16 protein-coding genes, 1 tRNA gene and 1 pseudogene are annotated in these 19,550 nt (G+C 34.3%); 11 read left to right on the top strand and 7 right to left on the bottom strand.

What is annotated here, in order from left to right; genetic code table 11:
- The first annotated feature begins 38 nt into the window (after positions 1 to 38).
- Positions 39 to 3,140, top strand: a complete 3,102-nt coding sequence (locus CY0110_RS16350) for an HsdM family class I SAM-dependent methyltransferase (protein ID WP_008276599.1) — start codon at positions 39 to 41, stop codon at positions 3,138 to 3,140.
- Positions 3,141 to 3,150: 10 nt separating this feature from the next.
- Positions 3,151 to 3,834, top strand: coding sequence for a hypothetical protein (locus CY0110_RS16345; protein WP_008276598.1), 684 nt, complete (start codon positions 3,151 to 3,153; stop codon positions 3,832 to 3,834).
- A 24-nt stretch (positions 3,835 to 3,858) separates the two neighbouring features.
- Here the strand turns inward: CY0110_RS16345 and CY0110_RS16340 are convergent, their stop codons facing one another.
- Positions 3,859 to 4,278 (bottom strand): MerR family transcriptional regulator, encoded by a 420-nt coding sequence (locus CY0110_RS16340; RefSeq protein WP_008276597.1) that lies wholly within the window; start codon positions 4,276 to 4,278, stop codon positions 3,859 to 3,861.
- A gap of 68 nt (positions 4,279 to 4,346) precedes the next feature.
- On the opposite strand from CY0110_RS16340, the gene cas12k reads away from it, so the two are divergent.
- Entirely contained in the window at positions 4,347 to 6,185 is a 1,839-nt protein-coding gene (gene cas12k / locus CY0110_RS16335) for a type V CRISPR-associated protein Cas12k (RefSeq protein ID WP_008276596.1), read from the top strand.
- A gap of 1,194 nt (positions 6,186 to 7,379) precedes the next feature.
- Here the strand turns inward: cas12k and CY0110_RS16330 are convergent.
- A tRNA-Val gene (locus CY0110_RS16330) sits at positions 7,380 to 7,453 on the bottom strand.
- A gap of 140 nt (positions 7,454 to 7,593) precedes the next feature.
- Here CY0110_RS16330 and CY0110_RS16325 point away from each other — a divergent pair.
- The 3 genes from CY0110_RS16325 to CY0110_RS16315 all read left to right on the top strand — a co-directional run bounded on the left by CY0110_RS16325 (position 7,594) and on the right by CY0110_RS16315 (position 11,568).
- A complete protein-coding gene (locus tag CY0110_RS16325; protein WP_008276595.1) occupies positions 7,594 to 9,021 on the top strand; it encodes an NADP-dependent isocitrate dehydrogenase in 1,428 nt (475 codons plus the stop codon).
- 157 nt (positions 9,022 to 9,178) lie between these two features.
- Positions 9,179 to 10,855 (top strand): alpha/beta hydrolase, encoded by a 1,677-nt coding sequence (locus CY0110_RS16320; RefSeq protein WP_232285741.1) that lies wholly within the window; start codon positions 9,179 to 9,181, stop codon positions 10,853 to 10,855.
- A 65-nt stretch (positions 10,856 to 10,920) separates the two neighbouring features.
- Positions 10,921 to 11,568 carry a Uma2 family endonuclease gene (locus tag CY0110_RS16315; RefSeq protein ID WP_083794087.1) on the top strand — a complete coding sequence of 216 codons (648 nt, stop codon included), beginning with the start codon at positions 10,921 to 10,923 and terminating at the stop codon, positions 11,566 to 11,568.
- On the opposite strand, the gene dtd is transcribed toward CY0110_RS16315, so the two are convergent.
- Positions 11,565 to 12,020 carry a D-aminoacyl-tRNA deacylase gene (dtd, locus tag CY0110_RS16310; protein ID WP_008276592.1) on the bottom strand — a complete coding sequence of 152 codons (456 nt, stop codon included), beginning with the start codon at positions 12,018 to 12,020 and terminating at the stop codon, positions 11,565 to 11,567. The genes CY0110_RS16315 and dtd overlap by 4 nt on opposite strands.
- A gap of 301 nt (positions 12,021 to 12,321) precedes the next feature.
- Between dtd and CY0110_RS16305 the strand changes: the two genes are divergently transcribed.
- The 5 genes from CY0110_RS16305 to CY0110_RS16285 all read left to right on the top strand — a co-directional run bounded on the left by CY0110_RS16305 (position 12,322) and on the right by CY0110_RS16285 (position 16,226).
- Entirely contained in the window at positions 12,322 to 12,777 is a 456-nt protein-coding gene (locus tag CY0110_RS16305) for a DUF1816 domain-containing protein (protein WP_008276591.1), read from the top strand.
- Positions 12,778 to 12,790: 13 nt separating this feature from the next.
- A complete protein-coding gene (locus CY0110_RS16300; protein ID WP_008276590.1) occupies positions 12,791 to 13,384 on the top strand; it encodes a phycobiliprotein lyase in 594 nt (197 codons plus the stop codon).
- Between the two features lie 209 nt (positions 13,385 to 13,593).
- Positions 13,594 to 14,682 carry a DNA cytosine methyltransferase gene (locus CY0110_RS16295; RefSeq protein WP_035799692.1) on the top strand — a complete coding sequence of 363 codons (1,089 nt, stop codon included), beginning with the start codon at positions 13,594 to 13,596 and terminating at the stop codon, positions 14,680 to 14,682.
- A 98-nt stretch (positions 14,683 to 14,780) separates the two neighbouring features.
- On the top strand, positions 14,781 to 15,209 hold the full coding sequence (locus tag CY0110_RS16290) for a hypothetical protein (protein ID WP_008276588.1): 429 nt from the start codon (positions 14,781 to 14,783) through the stop codon (positions 15,207 to 15,209).
- Positions 15,210 to 15,473: 264 nt separating this feature from the next.
- Positions 15,474 to 16,226 carry a phycobilisome rod-core linker polypeptide gene (locus CY0110_RS16285; protein WP_035799690.1) on the top strand — a complete coding sequence of 251 codons (753 nt, stop codon included), beginning with the start codon at positions 15,474 to 15,476 and terminating at the stop codon, positions 16,224 to 16,226.
- A 126-nt stretch (positions 16,227 to 16,352) separates the two neighbouring features.
- Here the strand turns inward: CY0110_RS16285 and CY0110_RS16280 are convergent, their stop codons facing one another.
- From CY0110_RS16280 to CY0110_RS16265, 4 genes and pseudogenes are all read right to left on the bottom strand, one after another.
- Positions 16,353 to 17,036, bottom strand: a complete 684-nt coding sequence (locus CY0110_RS16280) for a hypothetical protein (protein ID WP_008276586.1) — start codon at positions 17,034 to 17,036, stop codon at positions 16,353 to 16,355.
- A gap of 5 nt (positions 17,037 to 17,041) precedes the next feature.
- The gene (locus CY0110_RS16275; RefSeq protein ID WP_008276585.1) at positions 17,042 to 17,668 is read right to left on the bottom strand and encodes a hypothetical protein; all 627 of its coding nucleotides are present in this window, start codon (positions 17,666 to 17,668) and stop codon (positions 17,042 to 17,044) included.
- Between the two features lie 47 nt (positions 17,669 to 17,715).
- Positions 17,716 to 18,276: a CHAT domain-containing protein gene (locus CY0110_RS28670; RefSeq protein ID WP_071943857.1), complete on the bottom strand. Its 561-nt coding sequence runs from the start codon at positions 18,274 to 18,276 to the stop codon at positions 17,716 to 17,718.
- 6 nt (positions 18,277 to 18,282) lie between these two features.
- Positions 18,283 to 19,550 (bottom strand): annotated as a pseudogene (locus CY0110_RS16265) (hypothetical protein); the annotation flags it as partial.

Raw genomic sequence — 19,550 nt, 5'->3', positions numbered from 1 at the left:
TTTTCTCGTAATCTTGAGGGAAATCAACTTATTCCAAGATGTCCAAGTCTAGCCTACTGGAACTCACCCACCAAAGACTGTACTGGCCACCTCCTCATCAAATTTGGCAACCGAGTGGGGCTGGCCCGATGGTTTATGCTAGATTGGCGGATGAGAAAATTGGTAATAAGATTAGAAGAGAGCTTGAAGAAGCAAAAGGAGCAAGAGTAGGTATATTAGCAGCAAATCCACTTGGAGATGCAACAGAAAGCCCTTTAGCCGTTGTTTGTGAGTTTTTTAGACCTATTTCTGACAATACGCTTAAAGAGATTTATCGACTAGCGTGGAGTTTTAGTCGAACTAGAGCATTAGTTACTGTCGAACCTCAATTATTAAGAGTGTGGTCATGCTGTGAACCGCCTGAACCTTCAAAAGTACCCAGTCCTATTGAGGAAATTAATCAAGCTTCCTTATCCGAACAAGCAGCCAATGCTTTACAGTGGGTTGAGTTAGTTTCTGGTGAATTTTTTGAAAAACATAATGACCGTTTTCAACGTAGTGGTGCAGCAGATCAAAAATTACTTGAAAACTTAAAAGAAGTCAGAAAACAACTAATTGATGAAGGATTAGATTCAGGGACAATTCATGATTTACTTGCTAGATTAATCTTTACTCAATATTTATTTCAAAAAAAGGATGTTGATGGTAATCCTGCTCTCAACAGAGAAATTATACAAGATTTAGTAAATACCAACATTTTATCAAAAGCTTATGATAACTTACCTGATATTTTAGAAAACTTTGAAGATACTTATCAACTTTTTCGCTGGTTAAATCATAAATTTAATGGAGATTTATTTCCAGGTAAAGGAAATACAGAAGAAGAAAGAGAGCAAGAATGGCAAGCAGAAATGGATAAAGTGAGAGAAAAAAATTCTTATTTCAAAAAACTTGCTGATTTTATTAGAGGCGATTTAGAGTTAAAAACAGGTCAACTATGTTTATGGCCAATGTATTCCTTTGATGTTATTCCCCTTGAATTTATTAGTAGTGTTTATGAGGAATTTGTTAGTAAAAAAGAAGGTCAAGGAGTTCATTATACACCAGAATTTATTGTTGATTTTATCTTAGATGGAGTATTACCTTGGGATGATGAAGAATGGGATCTAAAAATTCTTGATCCTGCTTGTGGTTCAGGAATATTTCTTGTTAAAGCTTATCAACGGTTAATTTATCGTTGGGAAAAAGCACATAATAAAAATATTACTTCTGATATTTTAAAATCTCTGTTAGAAAATAACTTTTTAGGGGTTGATATTGATAGAGAAGCTATTAGAGTAGCATCTTTTAGTTTCTATTTAATGATGCTAGATAATATTGATCCTAGAAACTATTGGGAAAATGAAGTTAAATTTCCTACTTTACGAAATAAGAAATTAATTGCTGCTGACTTTTTCGCAGAAGATATTGAAGGATTTAGAACAGAAGAAGATTCAGGAACCTATGATTTAGTCTTAGGTAATGCACCTTGGGGCAAAAATAGTATTACAAAAAAAGCTAAGGAATGGACTAAAAAATATAATTGGAATGATTGTATATCCTACGGAAATATTGCTCCGTTTTTTCTTAGTAAAGCAGTTAAACTGACTAAAGATAATGGTTATATTTCAATGATGCAACCAGCAGGGACTTTAATTTTTAATCAAGGTGATAAAAATCAACAACTTCGCTTTAAGCTATTCTCTGAAACAAAAGTATCTGAAATAGTAGATTTATCAGCCTTAAGATTTGGATTGTTTAAAAATGCTATTTCTCCAACCTGTATTATTACTTTGGAAAATATTGCTAGTAATAATGATTCTGTTTTGTATCTATGTCCTAAAATTCTTTACAAAAATCAGTCCAGTTATTCTCTAGTTATAGAACCTCAAAATATTCATTGGGTACAATATCATGAAATTTTACAAAGTAATAAAGTATTAATCGCTTTGACATGGGGAAATAGAAGAGATTTTCAATTAATCAAAAGATTATCTCAAGGTTTAAGCTTGAATAAACTTGAACAACAAGAAGAAGTTTTTACAAGACAAGGAATTACTAGGGGAAATAGAAAAAAAATCAATAATGATATTTTAAATAAATATATCTTACAAGAAAAAAAGTTTCCAAAAGATACATTCTTATATCTTGATCCTAAGAATTTATCAATTAATCATGATCTACGAACACACTCAAGAGACTCAACTGATTTTACTGCATTTAATTATCCACAAATGATCTTAAAACAATCATGGCAAACTAAACAAAAAAGGTTCCAGTCTGCAATAGGTAAAAAACCTATTAATGGTAATCAAGGTCTTCTTTGCTCAAAAAGTTATGTTAGTATTCATGCTAAAGCAGTCCAGATTTTAGAATCTGCTTGGCTAAGTTACAATAGTATTTTAGCAGTTTATTATTTATTATTATCAAGTGGAACTTTTGCTTCATATATTCCTAAAGTTGGTGTAGCAGATTTGCTAAAAGTTCCTATTCCTGAACCTAAAGAAAATATGTTAGAAGGAATTGAAACTTACGAAGATGTTGATCAACGCATTCGTGAATTTTTTGAATTTAAAGACAGTGAATGGACATTAATAGAAGACCTATTTAACTATACTTTACCAGATTTTAAAGGAGATACTTCATCTCCTAGTCGTCAAAGAACACAGCGAAACGATGAACCAGAATTAACTCAATATTGTGATTATTTTATCCGAGTCATTAAAGCCAGTTTTGGAGAAGATAAAGATGTTTGTGCGACAATATATCAAGAACCAGATAATCATTATTTACCTGTTCGTTTAGTTGCCATTCATCTAAATCACCCCATTCATGAGGGAATAAAAATTGAAATTATAGACTCAGAAAACTTACTAAAACGCTTAAACAAACTCAATGAAGTATTCTTAAATCAACCCAACTCAGAACAAGAAGGAATTTACTATCAACGAGTCGCTAGAGTTTATGACTCTGTTACTTGGAATGATATAAAAGTTCCCACTGTCTATTTTATTAAACCTGATAAAGTTCGTTATTGGACTCGTTCAATGGGATTAAGAGATGCAGATGAAGTCTGTGCAGATATTAGAATAGCTGGCCAGCAAATTAACTCTACTAAGTAAATTTTAGACAATGGGAAAACGGGGAATTAGAGGAACAACAATTGCAGAATTAAGATGGCCAATGGAAGACCCAGGATATGTTGATCTTGCTAAAGAATGGCCTTTAAACTTAACTACAACAGCACTAAAATTAGTTTGGCAGGGATATGAAATACTGGAAGAAGATATATTATCAAAAGTTGATTGTACAAAAGCTAATAAACAAATCGAAAAAAGTCTTTCATCTCTTCTAGAAAGAAGAATTCGTCGTAGAATGACAGGATATGAGACTTTTGATGTTCAACATGAAGTTCCTGAAACTGAAACAAGTTATTCAGATCAAGCACAACCTCCAACCTATGATATCGCATTTATTTTAAGAGAGAATGAGAGAATTATTTTACCTCTAGAAGCTAAAGTTTTAAGAACAGATAACTATTTATCAAAATACATTACAGAAATTAATGAAAACTTTTTAACTTGTCGTTATGCCCCTTTTTCTCGTGAAGGAGGAATGCTAGGCTATTTACTTAAAGGTTCACCAGATAAAGCATTTAAAAATATTGCAGAAAAGACACCTTGTACATTATCGGATAAACCCGATTTTCGTAACCGTCATCATAAAATATCAGAGCATCAACGGAGTGTTCCTGAAAGCAAACCTTATCCTTTAAATTTTCGCTGTCATCACTTGATATTACAAGTTATTAAATAACAGCTATAAGTTAACAATATTTTTTCAACTGTTATCTAATTTTTGATAAATTCCATCTAACCACACAGGAATAACAGGTAAACCTTGATCAAGAAAAGCGATCGCACTCTCTCGCTCAAAATCCTTTAACTTCAGTATTCCCTCAGAACTATCAAAAACCAACATTAAACGCCGTTGACTGTTCTCTTTAGCAAAATTCGGTTCAATTTCCCTTAACTGCTGCAACACCCCAGAAGCAGACTCAAAAGTTAACCCCACCGACAGCAAATACACCATTACCGCTAACTCTACCAACTCAGAACGAGAGTAATAAACACTTCTCCCCGTTCCTGTTGCACTCACTATCGGCACAATAACCCCTTTTTCCCGCCAATACTGTAATTGGCGCAGGGTACACCCCGTAATTTTTGCAGCATCTTTTGAGGTAAAAAAAGTTTCTCCCATGACCTCTATTTTACAAAGACTTGCTATAATACAATTATGTTTGTATTAAACGCTTTTGTTTAGATGAGATGAGTCAAATCACCATCCAATGTCGTCTCGTCGCTAAAGAAGCCACCCGTCAAACTCTTTGGCAACTAATGGCTGAGTTAAACACGCCATTTATCAATGAATTACTGCAACAAGTCGCACAATATCCTGACTTTGAACAGTGGAGACAGCGAGGAAGACTAACAGCAAAGGTTATCGAACAATTAGGTAATGAATTAAAGAAAGATCCTCGTTTTTTAGGACAACCCGCAAGGTTTTACACCTCTGGTATCAGCTTAGTCGAATATATCTTTAAATCTTGGCTCAAACTTCAACAACGACTACAGCGAAAACTTGACGGAAAAAGACGCTGGTTAGAAGTCTTAAAAAGTGATGAGCAATTAATCAAAGACAGTCAAACAGATTTAGAAACAATTCGCCAAAAAGCAACCGAAATACTTCAATCTTATGAAGGAACAGAACGCCTATTTAACAGTCTATTTCAAGCCTATAGAGATGAGCAAAATATTTTAACTCAAACAGCCCTTAATTACTTACTTAAAAATCGCTGTCAACTCCCTAAAAAACCAGAAGATGCTAAGAAATTTGCTAAACGTCGTCGTAAAGTAGAAATTACAATTAAACGACTGCAAAAACAAATTAATGGTCGTCTTCCTCAAGGACGAGATTTAACCAATGATAATTGGTTAGAAACATTAAATCTTGCTTGTGATACTGATCCCAAAGATGTAGAACAATCAAGAACATGGCAAGACAAATTGTTGAAAAAATCTCAATCAATTCCTTTTCCTATTAATTACGAAACCAACGAAGATTTAACTTGGTCAAAAAATGAAAAAGGTCGTTTTTGTGTACAATTTAATGGTATAAGCGACCTAAAATTTGAAATTTACTGTGACCAAAGACAACTTAAATGGATTCAACGCTTTTACGAAGATCAACAAGTAAAGAAAGACGGTAAAGATCAACATTCTAGTGGTTTGTTTACTTTACGCTCAGGGCGTATTCTGTGGCAAGAAGGCAAAGGGAAAGGGGAACTTTGGGATATTCACCGTTTAACCCTTCAATGTACATTAGAGACTCGTTGCTGGACACACGAAGGAACCGAACAAGTTAAGCAAGAAAAAGCTGATGAAATTGCAGGAATTTTAACACGGATGAATGAAAAAGGTGACTTAACTAAAAATCAAAAAGCTTTTGTTAGGCGAAAACAATCAACCTTAAATAGACTCGAAAAACCCTTTCCTCGTCCCAGTCAACCTTTATATCAAGGAAAATCTAATATTTTAGTTGGTGTTTCAATGGAACTCAAAAAACCTGCTACCATTGCCGTTATTGATGGAGTAACAAGAAAAGTGTTAACTTACCGAAACATTAAACAATTACTTGGAAAAAATTATCCTTTACTTAACCGTCAACAAAGACAAAAACAACGTCAATCTCATCAAAGAAATATTGCACAACGAAAAGAGGCTTTTAACCAGTTTGGTGATTCTGAATTAGGGCAACATATTGACCGTTTATTGGCTAAAGCAATCATATCAATAGCTCAAAAATATCAAGCAGGAAGTATTGTTGTTCCGAAACTAGAGGATATAAGAGAAGCGACTCAAAGTGAAATCCAAGCTAAAGCTGAAGCTAAAATCCCTAATTGTATTGAAGCACAAGCTGAATATGCTAAAAAATATCGGATGCAAGTCCATGAATGGAGTTACGGTAGATTAATTGATAATATCCAAGCACAGGCTTCTAAATTAGGAATATTTATTGAAGAAAGTCAACAACCATTACAGGGAACTCCGCTACAAAAAGCTGCGGAATTAGCTTTTAAGGCTTACCGATCACGTTTGTCCGCTTAAAACTTTCATCTGAACCTTGACAATTTAATATGGTATTTTTATACTAAAGAGTATAAATTAGTCGCGCACCGTAAATTATGTTCTTAATTGAACCTCTAGATTACGGAAAAGGGTTAGTTTGACTGTCGGTAGATAGTTTTGCTTTCTGGCCCTAGTAGCTGTCCACCCTGATGCTGATTTCTACAATTTAGATTGTAGGGATAATAACCTGTAAAAAGAGATTAGCTGATAATTTCATTTTATGGGGAAGGTGCGCTCCCAGCAATAAGTGGCGTGGGTTTACCACAGCGATGGCTACTGAATCACCTCCGACCAAGGAGGAATCCACTTATTTTTTCTTACTAATGACGGGATAAGGCATGGTCAAAGATATAGTTAAATTTATAGAGTTTAAGTAGATTGAAAGCGAGTCCAGTTACGTCCTATGAGATTACATCGTTGTGGAGTTTGCTCTCAAGATGTTTGATTGTGCAAGGGCGCAGGTGCGATGCTGTAATTTTTACTAAGTCATTCTAGACTAACGTGAAATCCTTTCTCAATCTTAGTTTGAAGCGTGTAAAAGCAACTATTTTTTTGTAGTTGTCTAGCGCAAACCCCGAACCCGTTATTAGATATAGGTTATGGCATTTCTCAGTGTTCATTTTTTTAAAGGCCTGTGGCTGAAATGAACTTTTGAGTCTTGTCCAGCGCAGATAGTTAATAAAACCCTTAACACATAAGGTTTTTAGACTCCTGTCCTCGCAATCTATTTTGATTGATGAAATGGATTGAAAGCTTTGCCTCCTAATTTAAGTCCTACAGATAAAGCTCTCGCAATCTATTTTGATTGATGAAATGGATTGAAAGTCGAAGGTTTTATTTATAAAATGGATTGAAAGAAATCCGACAACCTATTTAATTCCGGCTGACGACGCTCGCAATCTATTTTGATTGATGAGATGGATTGAAAGAAAAAGAGAGTAAATTTGTCCTTAACCCCAACAGCGTCACAATCTATTTTGGTTAATGAGATGGATTGAAAGATTTTTTACCATCGTCTAGGATTAGTCTCGGTAATAGGCACACGACAAATAATATGTTCTTAATGACACCCAATTCGTTAAAGCGACAATAATTTGTTACCGATGACAAATAATCAGTTACTGTACAAAACTTTAAATTACAAGTTAATATTATACACACTATAAAAAAATATGGACGTAACTGGACTCGAACCAGTGACCCCATCGATGTCAACGATGTACTCTAACCAACTGAGCTATACGTCCGCACAAGTCTTTACTATAACACAAGATTTACCAAAAACGCAAATAAACAAACAAACTTACATAGATTTCCTTAAGAGATGGGGGAGTCGGGGTCATTGGGGAGTGTAATAAAAGGACAACCCTTGATTATTGATCATTATATGTACGAGAAACTGACACCCCCCACCACTGGTTCTAAAATCACTTTTAAAGACGGTAAACCCATTGTTCCTAATGACCCCATTGTTCCTTTCATTCGTGGGGATGGAACTGGTGTAGATATTTGGCCAGCAACGGAAAAAGTTATTGATGCTGCGGTGAAAACAGCTTACGGAGACAGCAAAAAAATCAACTGGTTTAAGGTGTATGCAGGGGATGAAGCTTGCGATAAGTATGGAACCTATCAATATTTACCCGAAGATACCTTAACCGCAATTAGAGAGTATGGTATCGCTATCAAAGGACCCCTCACAACCCCTGTAGGTGGCGGTATTAGGTCTCTTAACGTAGCATTACGACAAATTTTTGAATTATACGCTTGCGTGCGTCCCTGTCGCTATTATCCTGGAACTCCTTCTCCTCACAAGTCCCCTGAAAAATTAAATGTCATCGTCTATCGGGAAAATACTGAGGATATTTATTTGGGAATTGAATGGAAAGAAGGGACAGAACTTGCTAAAAAATTGATCAATTATTTGAACGATGAACTGATACCTGCTACCCCAGAACATGGTAAGAAAAAGATACGTTTAGACTCAGGAATTGGCGTTAAACCTATCAGTAAAACGGGTTCTCAAAGATTAGTTCGTCGTGCCATCGAACACTCTTTACGCTTACCCAAAGCAAAACAAATGGTTACTTTAGTGCATAAAGGTAACATCATGAAATACACCGAGGGATCATTTAGAGATTGGGGGTATGAGTTAGCAACCTCAGAATTTAGAGACGTTTGCGTGACTGAACGAGAATCCTGGATTTTGAGTAATAAAGAAGGAAATGCCGATATTTCTATTGAAGATAACGCACGAAAAGTTGAACCGGGTTATGATGGTTTAACCCCTGATAAAAAACAAGAAATTGCTGAAGAAGTTAAGGGAGTTTTAGACGCTATTTGGGATAGTCATGGGGATGGAAAATGGAAAGATAAAATCATGGTTAATGACCGCATTGCTGATAGTATTTTCCAACAAATTCAAACCCGTCCCGATGAATATTCTATCCTGGCAACCATGAACTTAAACGGAGATTATTTATCCGATGCGGCGGCTGCTGTTGTGGGTGGTTTAGGAATGGGACCAGGGGCAAATATTGGAGATACTTGCGCCATTTTTGAGGCAACTCATGGCACTGCACCGAAACACGCCGGACTTGATCGCATTAATCCTGGATCGGTCATTCTTTCTGGAGTGATGATGTTAGAATATATGGGTTGGCAAGAAGCTGCGGACTTGATTAAAAAAGGGATTGGTAATACGATCGCCAATCGTCAAGTCACTTATGATTTAGCTCGTTTAATGGAACCAAAAGTTGATCCGCCGTTAAAATGTTCAGAGTTTGCTCAGGCAATTATTGATCATTTTAATGATTAATAATTTCTCAGTAGGAACAATATCTGAATTGTTCCTACTACCATGAAAATATGTCAATTTTTTCCTTTTTTGTCTTATCTCTAATAGTCATAACCTCTCAGACAATATGGTAAATTAATCCCATATAATAAATTATTGGGATGAAGAGACTAAGAAAATGATGCCTAGATGGAAATTGCAAAAAAAACTGAAAACTTTACTGTTCATTAGTAGCTTATTATTGGGAACAACTCTAACTTTTAAAGTAACGGCAGCCGAAGAAATTACCTTTTATTATGGTTCTTTTGCTCAGACGGTTGATGTGGAATCTTTAAAAATTTTTGCCGAGAATGGGACAGTTAACCCCGATCTCAGAACCATTTTTAATATTGTCAAACCCAATGAAGTTGTTAAAAACAAGTTTCAACAAGCCTTAGTCACTCCCATTGACATTAATGCAAGTTTACTGTCTCGACTTCTTAATACTGATGAAGGCGATCGCATCCTTAGTGAACTGAGTACCCTGATCGAAATGCAAGGGGGAACCAGTGGAAAATCAGTTTTACGCGGTTCGATGATACAAGCTGCAGCTTCTGATGACGGTTTTACTATTCTTAATTTTCTGCAAACTTTACCCCGCAATATGCAGATCAATGTTCGTGAAACTCTACGATGGGCCCAACAAGCCAGTTTTTTGGTCAAAGCAACGGAAAACCTGGTAAAAACCACTGAAAACCTAGCTCTCAAAGTCTCTGACAGCCAACCAATAACAGATTTTAGTCAACTGGCTAACCTTGGTGAAACTGGATCAGTTTCCTTTGTACGCGATCGCTGGAATTTAACGGATAATGAACGAAAGAGAAGGTTTTATGTGGAGGTTTATCGGCCTCAACTTTCTGCTTCTGAAGAAATTCCTGTCATCGTATTTTCTCATGGACTTGGAGAAAGACCAGAAACTTACCAGAAAATGGGCGAATTATTAGCTTCCCATGGATTTTTAGTGGTTATGCCTCAACATCCTGGTAGTGACACCGAATATAAAAAAGATTTAGCCGAAGGGTTTACCAGAAATATTTTTAGTTTAAACGAATTTATCAATCGTCCTCTGGATCTTAGTTATACCCTCGATGAATTAGAAAAACGCAACGAAACAGAGTTTGATGGACAGTTAAACTTAGAGAAAGTGGGAGCGTTTGGTCATTCATTTGGGGGTTATACCGCCTTAGCGGTAGCAGGTGCTACCCTAGACTTGCAACATTTACAAAAAGACTGTGACTCTTCAGCTAGTCGCTTTAACCAAGCTATTTTATTGCAATGTCGTGCGCTTAAGCTACAACAACCCATTCCGAAGCTCAAAGATGAACGCATTAGTGCTGTGTTGGTTTATAACCCTGTTAACGCAAGTATATTTGGACCAGAGGGACTCGCTAATGTTAAAGTGCCTGTGTTTGTCGGAGCAGGAACCTATGATCTAACTACTCCCTTTGTATTTGAGCAAGTGCGCTCTTTTCCTTGGTTGGTTAATGCACCAGAAAGTTATTTACTGATACAACAAGGCGATAGTCATGTTCCTCTGGCAAAATTAGGTGCAGGCAGTTATTTTACAGCCACTTCTTTGTTGAAATTAACCTTACCTCACGATCAATTAAGACACTATTACGCTGCGCCGTCTATCGTCGCTTTTGCTCAAGTGTATTTAGCTGATCAAGAAAATTATCGTGTTTATTTGCATCCTTCTTATATAACTTATCTGAGCGAACAAGAAGAGTTTAAAGCTTTTCTCATCACAGAAGAATCTGCTCCTAGTTTAGTCGAAAGCTTTCAACAACAGGTAGAAGGGTTTAGAAATTTGTAAAGTCTTACTTTTGTCATGAAGTTTATAATTAAAATAATGAAAAATACGAATCTTATTAAAAACTTATGATGCTACTTACTGTAAGTGAAAATGAATTAATGTTGACCCCTGGTAATGATGTTATTTTTCCTCATCAAACTTGGGAAGATTATCAAAGATTACTTGATGTCCGTCAAGATAAAACCCTTCCTAAACTATGTTTTAATAGCCAAACCCAACAAATTCGCCTTATGTCTCCTCTACCCAGTCATGGAAATCGTGTTAATACACTCACCGACTTAGTAAAAATTCTCTTACGTCGACAAGGAAAAGATTGGCAGTGTTTTGATCCCATTACCCTGAAATTACCTAATCAAGCTGGTTTAGAACCCGATACTTGTTTTTATATTGAGAATAGACAAGCTATTTTAGGCAAAGATAAAATTGATTTAACTGTTGATCCACCCCCTGATTTAGCTATAGAAGTAGATTTTACCTCAATTACCGATGTGGGAGCTTATGAATTGCTTAAAATTCCTGAGTTATGGATTTATCGCGAAGAAAGTTTAAACATTTATCTTTTGCAAGAAAATAGTTATCAAAATAGTGAAGAAAGCCGTCTATTTCTAGATACAAATATCAAGAAAATTTTACCCTATTATATTGAATTAGGATGGAATCAAGGTTCAAGTATTTCCTTACGTAAATTTGAAAATTTAGACAATTTTAGTTAATTAGTTGCTTCTTTTTCTAACAATAAAGTGACTGGACCATCATTATTAATATTAACCTCCATCATCGCCCCAAAAATTCCAGTTTCTACTTTTAAACCACTCTTATTTAACTCATCAACAAATAAATTATATAATTTTTCAGCTTCATTGGGTGGTGCAGAATTACTAAAAGAAGGACGACGGCCTTTACGACAATCACCATATAAAGTAAACTGACTAATAACTAATAATTCCCCTTGAATATCTTGTATTGATTGTGTCCATTTACCTTGGTTAGATTCATCTGGAAATAGTCGTAATTCTAAACATTTTCGCACCATCCAATTAATTTCAGCGATGGTATCATTAGCAGCAATTCCCACTAATAAATTTAATCCTTTTCCTATCTTCCCGATAACTTTTCCATCAACCGTTACTTGAGACTGAGTGACTCTTTGAATAATTACACGCATAAGCAATTTATCATTATTTAATTAATCCAATTAATAATTAATCGAGCATACAATTTCAAAATAATCAATTAAGTTTTTATACCTAATTAGCAAGACAGATAATTAATCAATATCACAGCTTATTTCTCCAATTTTATACAAGAAAAAACCCAAACTATGATAGGCTAAAGAAAAGCAATTAATTGTACTACTTAATGACTTTTTTACAAAAATTTACACAAAGTAACTTAATTGGCCAACAAAAATTAACGTAAATAAGTGTCAATTTTGTATCAAGATGTATCCTGCTATTTGAATTAATATGGCTGCTAAAAATGATAAAAACCATAGTATATTTCTTTATGAAGTAGTAATTAACCCCAAAATGGGTAGACTGAATCAAATTGACGGTTTATTTCAACGTCGGGGAAAATTTTATCTAAGAGTGCCTTCTGGACGGATGAGACGAGAGATGCAGAGGATTAGCCGTTTAGGTGGAAAAATTGTTAATATTATTCCGATTAATACTTTAGATGAGCTTTCAATTGAAGAGAAAAAGTTACCCTGGTGGGTAGAAATTACCACAACACGTCCTCACTGTATTTATTATTTTGGACCGTTTGATGACTTTGTGGAAGCCTATGAATATCATGGAGGCTATGTAGAAGATTTGCAAGAAGAAGGAGCGATAGGAATTATGATAGAAATAAAACAATGTCAACCTTTAGTATTGACTCAAGAATTAGAAGAAGAAGCAGTACCCATATACAACTATTAGGAGTAATCGAAAGATGGATGCACTAAAATTTTTTCAAAATAGTTCAGGAAAATGGCGATCGCAACGGACAACCCACCATTTAGCTTTTAGACGGGCTGAAATCGGCAATTCTGAAATTTATGTTGAGGCTTTAGAATCGGATAATCCCAAAATTGTTGAAATTTGTCAAATGCACGAAGTTGACCCTAGTTTAGCCATTGGGGGTGCTTTTGTTAGTTGGGATGGTTCCATGGCCTGGGACAAAGAAGACGAAAACCATAGTGGAAACACCATTTTTGCCCTTATTCCCGAACAAGATAACCCCAGAGAAGGGGTTTTACTCCGAGAGCGAGGTTATGCTGAAATTGTCCCCATTGCCGGTCGTTACTATATTGATGCGGATGATGCACTGGTATTAATTACCGAATATGACACCATGAGTACCATTGAGCGGTTTTGGTTTGTTAACCCTAACCTGCGGTTAAGAACCAGTACCGTGCAGAGGTTTGGAGGTTTCAATACCGCTACATTTTGCGCTGAAATGCGTCAAGCTGATCATTCTGAGTCAAACAAAGAAACCAACAATATTGCGCCCCTCAGTGTGGGTTATTCTATTACTGGGTGGTAAGTTATCGGTTGATTGATTGAACTATCAATTTATTTAGGATGGGTTAGACAACAATACGTTTTGAATGGTAATAAACATTATTGCTTCGTGCTAACCCATTACGATTTTCAGCAAGTCAATGATTTTTTAGCTGTTTAAGATAATAAAGCTGATATAATATAAAAAAATAAAACGATTAAAATGGTTGAGTTTTTATCTATCAAAACTCAATGGAAAATATAATAAATGTTGTTTCTTTGTTTAGTGGATGCGGAGGAATGGATCTGGGTTTTGTCAATGCAGGATACAAGATTATATGGGCTAATGATATTGATTCTGATGCTTGTCAAACCTATAAAAATAATATAGGGAATCATATAGTTAAGTCTGATATTGCTAATATTAACCTTAAAGACATTCCTAAATGTGATATAATTATTGGTGGTTTTCCCTGTCAAGATTTCTCTTTAATTTGGAAAAGAAAAGGATTATCTACTGAAAGGGGTAACTTATACAAATACTTTGTTAAAGTAGTTCAAGATAAAAATCCTAAAGTCTTTATTGCTGAAAATGTTAAAGGTTTAATGACTGCTAATAAAGGCAAAGCAATTATGCAAATTAAAGAAGACTTTGAGAACTGTGGACTGTATGGATATGATTTAGATATCGATATTTATAATTTTGCGGATTATGGAGTTCCTCAATTGAGAGAACGAGTTTTAATCATAGGAATTAGAAAGGATATAAACTTCAAATATAGAAAGCCATTTCCAACACATAAACCTGACGAATATGTAACATCAGAAGAAGCTTTACAAGGAGTAAAAAAGATCCCATATAACAATGAACATCAAAATATAAAAAAGAAAACCATTGAAATGCTGAAGTTAATTCCTGAAGGAGAAAACTTTACAGCTATTCCTAGAAATTCACCTTATTATGTTAAAGGAATGATTAGCCATGTTTATAGACGACTTCATAGAAATAGACCTTCAACCACTATTATTGCTGCTGGTGGGGGTGGTACTTGGGGATATCATTATTTAGAACCTAGACCATTAACTAATAGAGAAAGAGCGAGGCTTTTCGGATATCCTGATGATTTTATTTTTTATGGTTCTATCGCAAGTGTTAGAAAACAAATAGGAAATTCAGTTCCACCACCAGCTATCAAAATAATAGCTGATTATTTAAAAGAAGTTTTTGCATATAAAGTCTATGAAACTTTATCAAAAAACTCTATATCTTATCAACAGTTATCACTTTCTCTTAATTTAGATAATAGTCAAGAAGTAAATGGAGGTTCTGAAAAGAATTAACAGGTGTTATTTTTCCTGTAGATTATAGTGCAATTAATGATAATGACAGTGAAGAAGCGGAATATCAAAAAAGAGATTCTGGTGATTTTACACAAATTGTGACTAATAATCAGTTTATCGAACTTCCAGAAGAATTAACAATATCATTAAAGTCAACTAATGGCCATTTTTTAGCTGTTCCTGAGAATGAAGTGGAATGGGAAGGTAACTGGTACTTTTTAGTGAAATTACATATCAAAGAAACTTTTTTATATAGAGCGATTAAAGCAGGTATAGAATTAGATACTTTAAATCTTAAAGATAAGCTAGGTTGCTTAGAAATCAGAGGCTATACAACTAAATCTGAATTATTAGATTCCTATAAATCAGTTTATTTACCTATCACGAACAGTAACTTAAAGAGTAGAACTGAGCTTAGTCAACCTAATTTCATTAAAGCCCCAGTTCAGCTTAGAAAAGATATGAATTTTTTTAAACAAGGCTTTACACAATTTCTTTCTTCCTGTGAGTTTTTAGATAGAAGTTAACTCTTATAAAATTGTATAATTTTTTCTTTTTTTCTTGTTCAAATTAGTTTTTTAAAGATTTTCCGTCCAGATTTTGAATTGAGACAGTGAACTCAGCCAACAGAATCCAAAGCTGACAACATTTTTCTTAATGCTTCCTCTGTATGTTAAACCATTTCTATCTTTCTTGTAACAATTGTTAATATTTGACGACCTAGTGTCCCCAACTCGCTTATGATTAGGATTACAGTTTTTAAGACTTTGTAAAATAACGGAGGTTCAAACTTGGCTCTTCCTCTTATAAATTACGCGCCTAAATCTCAAAATGCGCGAGTTGAAGGATACATCGTACCAGGAGACGAGCAACCGGTCATCTTTACTACCGAGAATGTTCTCTCTCCTGGGGACATGGGTGTTTTAATCGAAGCAGCTTATCGTCAAATCTTTTTCCATGCGTTTAAATGGGATCGTGAACCCTTTTTAGAGTCCCAACTCCGTAACGGACAAATTACTGTACGGGACTTTATTCGTGGGTTACTACTCTCTAATACCTTTGTAACCAGTTTCTACGAGAAAAACAGTAACTATCGTTATGTTGAACAATGTGTTCAACGGGTATTAGGACGAGACGTTTACAGCGAACAGGAAAAAATCGCTTGGTCTATCGTTGTTGCGACCAAAGGATATGGCGGTTTCATCGATGAGTTACTCAATAGCGAAGAGTATCTAGAAAACTTCGGTTATGATACCGTACCCTATCAGCGTCGTCGTAACCTTCCTGGACGGGATGAAGGAGAATTACCCTTTAACATTAAATCTCCTCGTTATGATGGCTACTATCGCGGTATTTTAGGCTTCCCTCAAATTGTATGGCAAAACGAAATCCGTCGTTTTGTTCCTCAAGACAAAAAGGCCAAAGCTGGCGATCCTGCCAACTTCTTAAATACAGCTCGTAGTCTTTCAAGCGCTCAAGGAAAATCAACCCCCAGAGTTTCTACTGGAAACCTTGATTATTTATCTAAGGTTCCCCGCCGTTAATTTTAAACCCTGTTTAATTTAACAGCAAGATTCGGGAAAGTTGCGGATCAATAGAATGATTAAGTCTTCTAGATGAGGTTATTTTATAGTTCTGTGACTTTCCCTAGTTTTTGGGCTAAATTTTTTTTACTTAAAATAGCGGTCAATAAAATTTTTAGATACCTTAAACTTTTTCAAAACACCCAGTAAGTCTTGACGGGGAATAATTCCTTTAAAACAAGTTGATATCAATTCTTCAGTATTTTTATTTTGAGCAATTTTTTCTAATTTTTTTTTAAAATATTGATATTTTTTCTCGTTGATTCTGTTATACTTTACGTAAAAATAGTGATTTTTAAGATGTTTGATTCCTCCTAATAAATCTGATGATTTTTCTATCTCTTCCTCTAAATCAGACCAAAAATCGCTGGTTTTTCCTGTTTGTCTTTTCGTTAGATAGTCTTCGAGTAAATTTTCAACGCAATTAATTATAATGCTTACATTACGAGGTATTATAGCTAGTTGTTCTATAACATCTAATAATGAAGGAAAACAGATTCCATAAATAACTACCATGAGAATAAATAGTACATTTATGTCTGGTTTTTCAGGAAAGATTAGGGTAATTACCCACCAATAAATCTGTCCAGGAACGTAAATTTGAATTAATAACCATATCCAAACAAGAAAACTTTTCAATGGTTTAAAAAAGACATAATTAAAATATTTTTTCTCTAATGTTATCCAAGCATTAATACCATTAATAATTCCTGGAATAAAGCCTATAATAATATAAGGAACTAAATTTAATGTAGTAGAACTTTCTCCCATTAACTTTATCGACGAGAATTGCTTAATTTACGAAGTTGAGTTTTACCAAGGGATGTTACTGTAAAATAGGTTTCTGAATCATCCTCTTGAATATCTAAGTTTCTTGGTTTAGTAATGGGAAAAACACTATACCAAATATTCCCAGAAACTTTATTTATTTTTCTGTCGTTCCATAGTTGTTTAATAAGTTTATAGACTTCCCATGATGGTAAGTCTAAACGATATTTCAAATCTCTTAGTGTTAAGGGATAAGTATCTAATTCTTGTAAAATGAACAAAGCTTTAGGATCAATTTTTTGCTTAGTTTTTTCTCTATTTTTAAAACTTCTATTGGTTAAATTGTTTCCCTCTAAAGGAATTGCTATTTTATCTCTTTCTTTGCTACTATATTGTTCTGCTAATTCTTGTCTCACTGTTTGATAAGTATCATTAAAATTATCGTTTTCTTTAACAACCTCTCTAATTTTAGAGATAACCTCATAATTATTTTGAGATAAGTCTCTTTCAATTTGTTCTATTTTTACTTTTAAATTTTCAGGAAATGTATCAACATCTACACGCTTAAGAGCAATTTTCCAAGCGTCTAAGGTTCTTTTTTGACTGGATTTTAGGGGATTAGATGGTTGACTCATGGTTTCCTCCTAACAAGTAGGATCTATTAGTTGTATATTAACACAGCTTACAATTGATGAACAATAAAGCCTAACCAATAATAAGGATTTTCATAACGTTTATTATTAGGATTTCGTTGTTTATATTTATTGATTTCATCTTGAACTAATTCGATAACATGAGGATCAATTTCTTTATGTTTAGTATCTTCCAATAGTTCAGTTAACCAAATAACTAATTTATGATTATTCACAGTTTGTAACCAATACTGTGCATTTTTTAAGGCAATTTTGGGGGTAATTCTTGAATAATATTGTTGATAAAAATAAATTATTAACCATGCGCTAGAAGTTTCGTCAACTGTCCATAGGGTACTAAGAACACAGTTTGCACCTCCTTTGATAAATGCACTCACTAACCCGACATATTCGCTGTCAATGGTTTGGTTTCCATTTAAGGCAGTTTCGCAAGCAGCAAGGGTTATTAACTTATAGGAATTAAAGTTAAGCTGATTAATTTCATAAGCAGTTAGTAAACTCTTATTTTCAAACTCTAAAGCTGATCTTTTGGGATCATCAAAATTATAATAACCATGACCGGTAAAATGAAGGTGAGTATAGTTAGGAATAACATTTTAAAAGTCCTCAATGGTAGTAACAGATGTTTCTATTGTAGCAAAGTATGTATTAATGATCGCTGATTCAATTTCAGAAAAAACTAAATCTTTTCTGGGGTTTTCTATGCTTAATAATGATTCTGTTTGACTCTTATTTAATTGTTGTTGTTTTTGTTGTAATTTTAAACCAATTTGTAAACTAGGAAGATAAGAAATAGTCAAATCTTTTTGAGTAAACAGGGAATGCAAGGGTAAGCGATGTAAATCTTGATGAGGAATTAAAATTAATTCTTCAATGTCTTGTAAGTCGTTTTCTATCTCGGATATTCCTAAAATTTCTTTTAAACTTTCTAGGCGATCGCTTAAATTAAGTCTCCAAGAATGTTCTTGTTTATCTTCTATTTCAGTATCTTTTTTGCTGCGGTAGTCTTGATAATCTTCGTCCCATGCTTTTATCCATTGTTCTATCGTAGAATTGCCTTGAGAAGTAGAATAGTTTAACTTATAAATCGGTTGCTGTAATCCTTGTTTGATAATAAAGGTAATTAGTCCCATCGGACTGTTAAACCAGTAAACTATCGCTTGATTGGGAGTTAATAGGGTTTGAATTTGTTCGTAACTGGGATAAATATTAGAAGTTTCTTGTAGTTTATTTTCCGTTTGGTATCCTTCTAAAATATGGGTTAACCGTCGATTTTTTTCTAACTCTGCGTTACGTAATGCTTCGATAATTTCTCCCTTTTCCAAAAGAACATTAACCGTCAGTTGACGAAACGTTAAAAATTTCGCCTCCAGTCTTAATCTTTGGTTTTCATCTTCAATAGAAACCTTATCTAATAATTCATTGAGTAGGTTTAATCCTTGTAATAAATAATCATCAGCATTGTCTTTATCTCTCACTGCTAAATAAACTTTAACTAAGTCTTGAATCACTTCTAAGCGTAATTGGGGAAACTGTTCAACGGTTAAGGTTTCTAAAGCACAATAATAACTATTAATGGCGTTATCATATTCTTGGTGTTTATATTGCGCTACCCCAATTTTATGATGTAAAAATCCCCATCCTTCGGGGTGAGTGTCTTTAAAGATATATTTGTTTAATGGGTAGCGATAACTAATTAATTCTCCTTCGTATCCCCGTTTATTTAACTCAGGGTTCAACCGAGAAATTGACTGTAATTGAGATTGATAAAGAAATTGTATTAACTTGTCTGAATTGGGTTGTTGTAAGAAAGAAATGAGATGACGAAAATCTCCTGTTTCTAAGGATTGAAAATAGTTTATTA

It is taken from the genome of Crocosphaera chwakensis CCY0110 (assembly GCF_000169335.1).
GTDB classification, from domain to species: domain Bacteria; phylum Cyanobacteriota; class Cyanobacteriia; order Cyanobacteriales; family Microcystaceae; genus Crocosphaera; species Crocosphaera chwakensis.
This window is presented reverse-complemented; position numbering and strand designations above follow the sequence as displayed.